Genomic DNA, 8,716 nt, shown 5'->3' on the forward strand with positions numbered 1-8,716 from the left:
TTCGGCATCTCCTGGGTGGACCACGACCACGGGTACGCGGCCCGCCGGGGTGGCCGGGGTGCCGGTTTCGTCGCTCACGGGACGATTATGGCTCCGGGCGGCGGCGGGCTCCGGGGTGGGGTCAGAGGGAGCAGCGGGAGGCGACGTAGCCGTCGCTGCCGGTGTGCACGTAGGCGTCGGAGACGTACTCGCCGTTGTCGATGTTGTCCCAGATCTTCGTGGTGCCGTACGGGCCTGTCACCGTCGTGCCCGGGGCCTGGCAGAAGATCGCGACTCGGTCGCCGCGTCCGCCGTGGCGGCCGCCCCCATCACCATGAGGAAGGCCCCGGCGGCTCCGCCGAGCAGGACGGATGCGCGTCTGCGGGATGTCATGTGTGGCTGTGCCTTTCGTCGGTGTCAGCCGCAGCGAGGCGCGATGTACCCGTCGCTGCCGGTGTGCACGTAGGCGTCCGAGACGTACTCGCCGTTGCTGATGTTGTCCCAGATGTTGGAGGTCCCGTACGGACCGGTGATGGTGGTGCCCGGTGACTGGCAGTAGACGTGGACCTCGGCGCCCTCGGGCAGGACACGCACGAGGTTGTAGCTCGTGCCGGGCCCGCTGCGGACGTTAAGGCGCACGCCCGGGGCGACCGAGTAGTAACGCAGAGCCTCCGCGACGACCGCGGCCGTCGCGTCGTTGGTGCCGTCCGCTTCGATGCGCTCGACAGACATCGAATGCCTCCCCCCGTCACCCCATGACTGTCATGGGGCACGTTGATTCCCGTGAAACCCGATACGAAACGCCTGTGCGCAATTCGCACGCGGAGGCTAGCAAGCCGCCTCTGTCTCGTACGAGTCATCGACTAGGCTCCGTGCGTCGCGCGCACGGACGAACAGCACGGGGGTGGTCCATGGCGCCACAGCGCAACATCGGAGCGGGCGCGGAAGCGGAACTTCCCGCGTACGCCGGTCAGTACCACCTGGAGTCGTCTCTGGGCTCCGGTGGCATGGGGGTCGTGCATCTCGCCCGCAGCACCTCCGGGTTGAAGCTCGCGGTGAAGGTCGTACACGCGGAATTCGCGAGAGACCCGGAGTTCAGAGGCCGGTTCCGGCAGGAGGTGGCCGCCGCCCGGAGGGTGAGCGGCGCCTTCACCGCGCCCGTGGTCGACGCCGATCCGGAGGCCGAACGGCCCTGGATGGCCACGCTGTTCATTCCCGGTCCGACCCTGTCCGAACAGGTCAAGCGGAACGGGCCCATGACGCCCGAGCAGTTGCGCCGCCTCATGGCCGGGCTCGCGGAGGCGCTGCGCGACATCCACCGGGTGGGCGTGGTGCACCGGGACCTCAAGCCGAGCAACGTGCTGCTCGCCGAGGACGGGCCGAAGGTCATCGACTTCGGCATCTCCCGCCCGAAGGACAGCGAACTGCGGACCGAGACCGGGAAGTTGATCGGCACGCCGCCGTTCATGGCGCCCGAGCAGTTCCGGCGGCCGCGCGAAGTGGGTGCGGCGGCCGACATCTTCGCCCTCGGGTCGGTGTTGGTGCACGCGGCGACCGGGCGGGGGCCGTTCGACTCCGACAGCCCGTACGTCGTCGCCTATCAGGTCGTGCACGACGAGCCGGATCTGACCGGGGTGCCGGAGAGTCTGGCTCCGCTGGTGCTGCGCTGCCTTGCCAAGGAGCCCGAGGAGCGGCCCACGCCGGACGAGTTGATGCGGGAGCTGCGGTCGGTGGCCGCCTCGTACGACACCCAGGCGTTCATACCGGCGCAGCGGACCGGTGAGGATCACCCGGCGTCGAAGGCCGGTGCCGAGCCGGCCGGGAGACGCCGCCGCTGGGGGAAGCGGCCGGTGGCCGCGGCCGCCGCGGCGCTTGGCCTGGCGGTGCTCGGCGCCGTCGCCTCGGTACCGCTGTTCGGCGGCACCCCGCACACGTCACCGACCGGGAGTTCGCGAACGGCTCCGACGGCCCCCGCCACCTGGGCGGCCGATCCGGTCGGGGCGGACCGGGGCGCTCCGCAATGCTCCTACGGCGCGGGAAGGTTGCTCTGTGCCCAGCCCGGAGTGGTGTTCGCCGTGTCCCCCACCGATGGCACGGTGTTGTGGCGGCACTCCGTCACCGGGAACACCACGAGCGCGCCCCCCGTGGTCTCCGCGCGGCTCGTTCAGCCCTACACGAGCGGCGGGTCACGCCTCGCGGCTCTCGCCGCGGACTCGGGCAAGGAGGTCTGGGAGCGGCGCCTGTCCCGCGACACGACGATCCATTACGCGGGTGGCACCGCCCTGCTCACGAGCGACGACGGAACGGTCACCGGTGTGGACGCGGCGACCGGCGACACTCAGTGGGAGCGCAGGTTCCCCGGGCGGGGTGTGCCGACGTTTCTGTCGTTCCCCGGCGATTCCCTGGCCTACGCGGCCCGTACCTCCGACGACGGCTCGAGCACGCGGCTCACCGCGGTGGATCCCCGCACGGGGCACATGCGGTGGGAGGCACGGCTCAAGGGGATGCTGAAGCCGTTCGGCGCCCAGAGCGGATCAGTGTTCCTCCTCTCCGTCGACAGCGTCTACGGAGGGGCGAAGGAAGTCGTCCGGTACACACCCGCCTCCAAGGAGACGCGCCGAGTGAGGTTGCCGCTCACGCTCGACGACGCTCAGGCGACCGTGCGGGGGCGCTTCGTCTATCTCCTGGGTGTCGGAGGTTCCCTGCTCGCCGTCGACATGGACGCGGGCAAGCAGCTGTGGCGGCTGGAGACCTCCGTGAGCCGGGCGTCGGCGCCTGTCACCGATGGCAAGCGGGTGTACTTCAGCTCCGGTGACGGGCGGCTGCTCGCCGCCGACACCGCCGAGGGCCGGCTGGTCGGGCAGACCGAAGCCCGGCTGGGCGGGAACTCCGCCCGGATCACGGGGGCGCCGCCCACGCCGGTCGTCTTCGGCGACCGAATCTGTTCCACCGCACCGGACGGGACCGTCCTCGCCCTGGACAGAAGCGACCCGTCGGCCTGGTGACATACGAAAGAGGCCGCCTCGGGGAAGCGGCCCCTTCGTCCGTGCGAACCAGGTCAGCCCCGTGCGGGCCCGGTCAGCCCAGTCGGCTCACGTCCCGCACCGCGCCCTTGTCCGCGCTGGTCGCCATCGCCGCGTAGGCGCGCAGCGCCGCGGAGACCTTGCGGTCGCGGTTCCGCGGGGCGTACACGCCGCCGAGGGCCTCCTCGCGCCGGGTCAGTTCCGGCTCGTCGACCAGCAGCTCGATCGTGCGGTTCGGGATGTCGATGCGGATGCGGTCGCCGTCCCGGACCAGGGCGATGGTGCCGCCGGAGGCCGCTTCGGGGGAGGCGTGGCCGATGGAGAGGCCGGAGGTGCCGCCGGAGAAGCGGCCGTCGGTGATCAGGGCGCAGGTCTTGCCCAGGCCGCGGCCCTTCAGGTACGAGGTCGGGTAGAGCATCTCCTGCATGCCGGGTCCGCCCTTGGGGCCCTCGTAGCGGATGACGACGACGTCGCCGTCCTTGACCTCCTGGGTGAGGATCCGCTGGACGGCCTCCTCCTGGGACTCGCAGACCACGGCCGGTCCCTCGAAGGTCCAGATCGACTCGTCGACGCCGGCCGTCTTGACCACGCAGCCGTCGACGGCCAGGTTCCCCCTGAGGACCGCGAGGCCGCCGTCCTGGGAGTACGCGTGCTCGACGCTGCGGATGCAGCCGCCCTCGGCGTCGTCGTCCAGCGACTCCCAGCGCTCGGACTGGGAGAAGGCCTCGGCGGAGCGGACGCAGCCGGGGGCCGCGTGCCACAGTTCGACGGCCTCCGGGGACGGGGAGCCGCCGCGGACGTCCCAGGTCTTCATCCAGTCCGACAGGGAGGGGCTGTGGACCGCGTGCACGTCCTCGTTGAGCAGGCCCGCGCGGTGCAGCTCGCCGAGCAGGGCCGGGATGCCGCCGGCGCGGTGCACGTCCTCCATGTAGTACGTGCGGTTCTTCGCGACGTTGGGCGCGACCTTGGCGAGGCAGGGGACGCGGCGGGAGACGGCGTCGATCTGCTCCAGGCCGAAGGGGACGCCGGCCTCCTGGGCGGCGGCCAGCAGGTGCAGGATCGTGTTGGTGGAGCCGCCCATCGCGATGTCCAGGGCCATGGCGTTCTCGAAGGCCTGGAAGGTGGCGATGTTGAGGGGCAGGACGGTGTCGTCGTCCTGCTCGTAGTAGCGGCGGGTGAGGTCCATGACCGTGCGGGCCGCGTTCTCGTACAGGGCGCGACGGGCGGTGTGGGTGGCGAGGACCGAGCCGTTGCCGGGCAGGGAGAGGCCGATCGCCTCGGTCAGGCAGTTCATCGAGTTGGCGGTGAACATGCCGGAACAGCTGCCGCAGGTGGGGCAGGCGTTCTCCTCGATGCGGAGGATGTCCTCGTCGGAGATCTTGTCGTTGACGGCGTCGGAGATCGCGTCGACCAGGTCGAGGGTGCGGACCGTGCCGTCGACCAGCGTGGCCCGGCCGGACTCCATCGGTCCGCCGGAGACGAAGACCGTCGGGATGTTCAGCCGCAGGGCCGCCATCAGCATGCCCGGGGTGATCTTGTCGCAGTTGGAGATGCAGACCAGGGCGTCGGCGCAGTGGGCCTCGACCATGTACTCGACCGAGTCCGCGATGAGGTCGCGGGAGGGCAGGGAGTACAGCATGCCGCCGTGGCCCATGGCGATGCCGTCGTCCACGGCGATCGTGTTGAACTCACGGGGGATGCCGCCGGCTTCCTTGATCGCCTCGCTGACGATCCGGCCGACCGGCTGGAGGTGGGTGTGGCCCGGCACGAACTCGGTGAAGGAGTTGGCGACGGCGATGATGGGCTTCCGGCCGATGTCCGCACCGGGTACACCGGAGGCGCGCATAAGGGCGCGGGCGCCCGCCATGTTGCGGCCGTGGGTGACTGTGCGGGACCTCAGCTCGGGCATCGTCGCTCGCTCCTTCGAAGACCTTCGGCCAGTGAGTTCTGACTGTCTACGAGCGTACGCCGCCGCTCCAAGGACTGGACAAGGTTGTCCGGAATGCGGGACGCGTGTTCCACGGGACGCGGCTGTCAGGGCTGCGTCAGATGCCCCTGCACCACCGGCGCGACCCGAGCGATGATCGACTCCAGGTCCGCCGACGCCAGCGGCTCCAGCTTGATCACGTAGCGCATCAGGGCCGCGCCCACCAGCTGCGCGGCCGCCAGCTCGGCCCGCAGCTCGGGGTCCGGCAGGTCCAGCTGGGCGGCGATGCGGCGCAGCAGCTGGGCGGCGACGAGGCGGCGGAAGACGGCGGCCGCGGTCTCGTTGTTCACGGCGGAGCGCAGGATCGCGAGCAGCGGCGCACGGGTCGTGGGGTTCTCCCACACGCCGAGGACGAAGCGGGTGAGCCGCTCCCCCACCCCGTCGAGCGGGCCGGCGGCCAGCGCGTCGGGCGCGTCCAGGGCGGGCGCGAAGGCCACCGCGACGGCCGCCTCGAAGATCTGTTCCTTGGTGCCGAAGTAGTGGTGGACGAGTGCCGCGTCGACCCCCGCGGCCTTGGCGATGCCGCGTACGGACGTCTTTTCGTAGCCGTGCTCGGAGAACACCTCGCGGGCGGCCGCGAGGATGCGGTCGCGGGTGTCCGCGGACTCCGTGCGCGGCGGGCGGCCGCGGCGGCGGGCTCCGGCGGTGCCGTTCACCGCCGGGGCACCTTCACGGCGGCGGCCAGGTGCGCGCGGGTGAAGGCGAGGGCCTCGGCGAGGTCGGCCTCGCGCTCGGCGCTGGACATCGCCCGCCGGGTGTTGACCTCGATGACGACGTGACCGTCGAAGCCGCGCCGCCCGAGGCGCTCCAGCAGCTCGGCGCAGGGCTGGGTGCCGCGGCCGGGGACCAGGTGCTCGTCCTTGGCCGAGCCGCGGCCGTCGGCGAGGTGGACGTGTCCGAGGCGGTCGCCCATGCGGTCGACCATGTCGAGCGCGTCCGTGCGGGCCGTCGCCGTGTGGCTGAGGTCGATCGTGAAGTGCCGGTAGTCGTCCTTGGTGACGTCCCACTCGGGGGCGTACGCCAGCATCTCGCGGTCGCGGTAGCGCCACGGGTACATGTTCTCGACGGCGAACCGCACGTCCGTCTCGTCGGCCATCCGCCAGATCCCGGAGACGAAGTCGCGGGCGTACTGCCGCTGCCACCGGAAGGGCGGGTGGACGACGACCGCGCCGGCGCCCAGCTTCTCGGCGGCCGCCCGGGCCCGCTGGAGCTTGACCCAGGGGTCGGTGGACCAGACCCGCTGGGTGATCAGCAGACAGGGGGCGTGGACGGCCAGGACCGGGATGCCGTGGTAGTCGGACAGGCGGCGCAGGGCCTCGATGTCCTGGCTGACCGGATCGGTCCACACCATGACCTCGACGCCGTCGTAGCCGAGGCGCGCGGCGATCTCGAAGGCCGTCGCGGTCGACTCCGGATAGACGGAGGCCGTGGACAGCGCGACGGTCACGTCCCTTGGTTCTGCCACGTCCGTCACCTTAAAGGGTTGAGTGGGGAGGGTGTCGGGTCCCTCTTCGCCGTTGTGACGTTTGCCATGCGGGCGGGCGCGGTTCCGGCGCGGCCGGTCCCGCGCGCCCGGACCGGGTGCCGGCCCGGTCCCGCGCCCTTCCGTACGTCCGTCCGCGCGCTCCACCGCGTCCGTCCGCGCCCTTGAGTACGTCAGTCGGCGTCCATGTGGTCGAGGTGCCGGAGGATGACGCCCTCGCGCAGCGCCCACGGGCAGATCTCCAGGCTCTCGACGCCGAACAGGTCCATCGCGCCCTCGGCCACCAGCGCGCCCGCGAGGAGCTGGCCGGCCCGGCCGTCCGAGACCCCCGGGAGCTCGGAGCGCTGCTCGGCGGACATGCCCGAGAGCCGCGGGACCCAGGCCTCCAGGGACTCGCGCTTGAGCTCGCGCTGGACGTAGAGGCCCTCGGCGCTGCGGGCGGCACCGGCGATGCGGGCCAGCTGCTTGAAGGTCTTGGAGGTGGCCACCACGTGGTCGGGGGCGCCGAACCGACTGAACTCACCGACCGAGCAGGCTATCTGCGCGCGGACGTGGCGGCGCAGGGCGCGGACGTCCTCGGGGGCGGGCGGGTCGCCGTGCAGCCAGCCGGCGGTGAGGCGGCCGGCGCCCAGCGGCAGCGAGACGGCGGCGTCCGGCTCCTCGTCGATACCGAAGGCGATCTCCAGGGAGCCGCCGCCGATGTCCAGCACCAGCAGCTTTCCGGCCGACCAGCCGAACCAGCGGCGGACCGCCAGGAAGGTGAGCCGGGCCTCCTCCTCGCCGGTGAGGACCTGGAGCCGCACGCCGGTCTCGTCCTCCACGCGCGCGAGGACGTCGTCGGCGTTGGACGCCTCCCGGACGGCGGAGGTGGCGAACGGGACCAGGTCCACGACGCCCTTGTCCTCGGCGGCCTGGAGCGCCTCGCGCACGACGTCGATCAGTTTGCCGATGCCGTCGTCGCCGATGGCACCGCTGTCGTCGAGCAGCTGGGCGAGCCGTAGTTCGGCCTTGTGCGAATGCGCGGGCAGCGGGCGGGCGCCGTGGTGGGCGTCCACCACCAGCAGATGCACCGTGTTCGAACCCACGTCCAGGACACCGAGTCTCATGTACGGAACGCTACTGCCAGATCCGCTCTTCCCGGTCCCCGCTGCGGCCCCCGGCCACTTACTCTGGACACGTGCCAAAGACGAAAAAGGCGAACTCCGGGAAAGCTGTGAAGGCGGACAAGACGGACAAAGCGGGCCGCAACGCCCCCTCCGCCAAGGCGCCGAAGGCAAGCGACGAGCAGGGGCTCGACTTCGCGCGCGCGTGGGTGGAGTTCCCTGATCCGGCGGACGACGAGCAGGTCTTCCGCTGCGATCTGACATGGCTGACCTCTCGCTGGAACTGCATCTTCGGCAGCGGCTGCCAGGGCATCCAGCCGGGCCGGGCGGCCGACGGGTGCTGCTCGCTGGGCGCCCACTTCTCCGACGAGGACGACGAGAAGCGCGTCGCCGAGCACGTGGCCAGGCTCACGCCGGACATCTGGCAGAACCACGCCGAGGGCACCCGCAACGGCTGGGTCTCCGAGGACGAGGAGGGGTCCCGGCAGACCCGGCCCTTCCAGGGCTCGTGCGTCTTCCAGAACCGCCCCGGCTTCGCGGGCGGCGCGGGCTGCTCGCTGCACATCCTGGCCCTGAAGGAGGGCCGGGAGCCGCTGGAGACCAAGCCCGACGTGTGCTGGCAGCTGCCGATCCGGCGGACGTACGACTGGATCGACCGGCCGGACGACACGCGCGTGCTGCAGGTGTCGATCGGCGAGTACGACCGGCGCGGCTGGGGCCCGGGCGGCCACGACCTGCACTGGTGGTGCACCTCGGCGACCTCGGCGCACGGCGCGGGCGAGCCGGTGTACGTCTCCTACCGGCCCGAGCTGACCGAGCTGATGGGCAAGGCGGGCTACGACCGGCTGGTCGAGCTGTGCGAGCAGCGGCTGGCGTCGCAGCTCCCGCTGGTGGCACCGCACCCGGCGGATCCGGCACCGGGCGCCTAGGTGTATTGACCCGCAGCGTTGTTGACGTCGCCCGGAGGGCGGCCGTCGCACGGCAGAGGACCACTTTCGCCACAGGCCCTATGGCCGGTCTCGCGACGGGCGGGGCCCGTCTTCGTCCCTCGGGCGTCACTGTCCGTCCGAGGGGCTCGGGCTGTCGTCGGCGGGCGGCGGCGAGGAGCTGGGCGGGTCGGACGGGGCGGACTCCGTGGGGC

At 71.7% G+C, this 8,716-nt stretch carries 7 protein-coding genes and 1 pseudogene; 2 read left to right on the plus strand and 6 right to left on the minus strand.

Annotation, left to right across the window (positions count from 1 at the left end):
- Positions 1-121: 121 nt before the first annotated feature.
- Positions 122-283, minus strand: a pseudogene (locus V7E45_RS35970) (SH3 domain-containing protein); the annotation flags it as partial.
- A gap of 113 nt (positions 284-396) precedes the next feature.
- A complete protein-coding gene (locus V7E45_RS35975) occupies positions 397-711 on the minus strand; it encodes an SH3 domain-containing protein (RefSeq protein ID WP_333778480.1) in 315 nt (104 codons plus the stop codon).
- Positions 712-890: 179 nt separating this feature from the next.
- On the opposite strand from V7E45_RS35975, the gene V7E45_RS35980 reads away from it, so the two are divergent.
- Positions 891-2,984 (plus strand): serine/threonine-protein kinase, encoded by a 2,094-nt coding sequence (locus V7E45_RS35980; protein WP_333778481.1) that lies wholly within the window; start codon positions 891-893, stop codon positions 2,982-2,984.
- A 73-nt stretch (positions 2,985-3,057) separates the two neighbouring features.
- Here V7E45_RS35980 and ilvD read toward each other — a convergent pair whose 3' ends face one another.
- From ilvD to V7E45_RS36000, 4 genes are all read right to left on the minus strand, one after another.
- Entirely contained in the window at positions 3,058-4,911 is a 1,854-nt protein-coding gene (gene ilvD / locus V7E45_RS35985) for a dihydroxy-acid dehydratase (RefSeq protein WP_333778482.1), read from the minus strand.
- A 125-nt stretch (positions 4,912-5,036) separates the two neighbouring features.
- The gene (locus V7E45_RS35990; protein ID WP_333778483.1) at positions 5,037-5,645 is read right to left on the minus strand and encodes a TetR/AcrR family transcriptional regulator; all 609 of its coding nucleotides are present in this window, start codon (positions 5,643-5,645) and stop codon (positions 5,037-5,039) included.
- Positions 5,642-6,454 (minus strand): sugar phosphate isomerase/epimerase family protein, encoded by an 813-nt coding sequence (locus V7E45_RS35995; protein ID WP_333778484.1) that lies wholly within the window; start codon positions 6,452-6,454, stop codon positions 5,642-5,644. The genes V7E45_RS35990 and V7E45_RS35995 overlap by 4 nt, the downstream gene beginning before the upstream one ends.
- Positions 6,455-6,645: 191 nt before the next feature.
- Positions 6,646-7,578: a Ppx/GppA phosphatase family protein gene (locus tag V7E45_RS36000; protein ID WP_333778485.1), complete on the minus strand. Its 933-nt coding sequence runs from the start codon at positions 7,576-7,578 to the stop codon at positions 6,646-6,648.
- Positions 7,579-7,649: 71 nt separating this feature from the next.
- Here V7E45_RS36000 and V7E45_RS36005 point away from each other — a divergent pair, with 71 nt between their 5' ends.
- A complete protein-coding gene (locus V7E45_RS36005; protein WP_333778486.1) occupies positions 7,650-8,504 on the plus strand; it encodes a hypothetical protein in 855 nt (284 codons plus the stop codon).
- Positions 8,505-8,716: the final 212 nt, after the last annotated feature.

It is taken from the genome of Streptomyces sp. IBSBF 3136, assembly GCF_036815105.1.
Lineage (GTDB): Bacteria > Actinomycetota > Actinomycetes > Streptomycetales > Streptomycetaceae > Streptomyces.

Bases quoted from the DNA above. Each gene is read 5' to 3' on its own strand.
- V7E45_RS36000 (WP_333778485.1), bottom strand. From the start codon at position 7,578: ATGAGACTCGGTGTCCTGGACGTGGGTTCGAACACGGTGCATCTGCTG.
- ilvD (WP_333778482.1), bottom strand. From the start codon at position 4,911: ATGCCCGAGCTGAGGTCCCGCACAGTCACCCACGGCCGCAACATGGCG.
- V7E45_RS35975 (WP_333778480.1), bottom strand. From the start codon at position 711: ATGTCTGTCGAGCGCATCGAAGCGGACGGCACCAACGACGCGACGGCC.
- V7E45_RS35980 (WP_333778481.1), top strand. From the start codon at position 891: ATGGCGCCACAGCGCAACATCGGAGCGGGCGCGGAAGCGGAACTTCCC.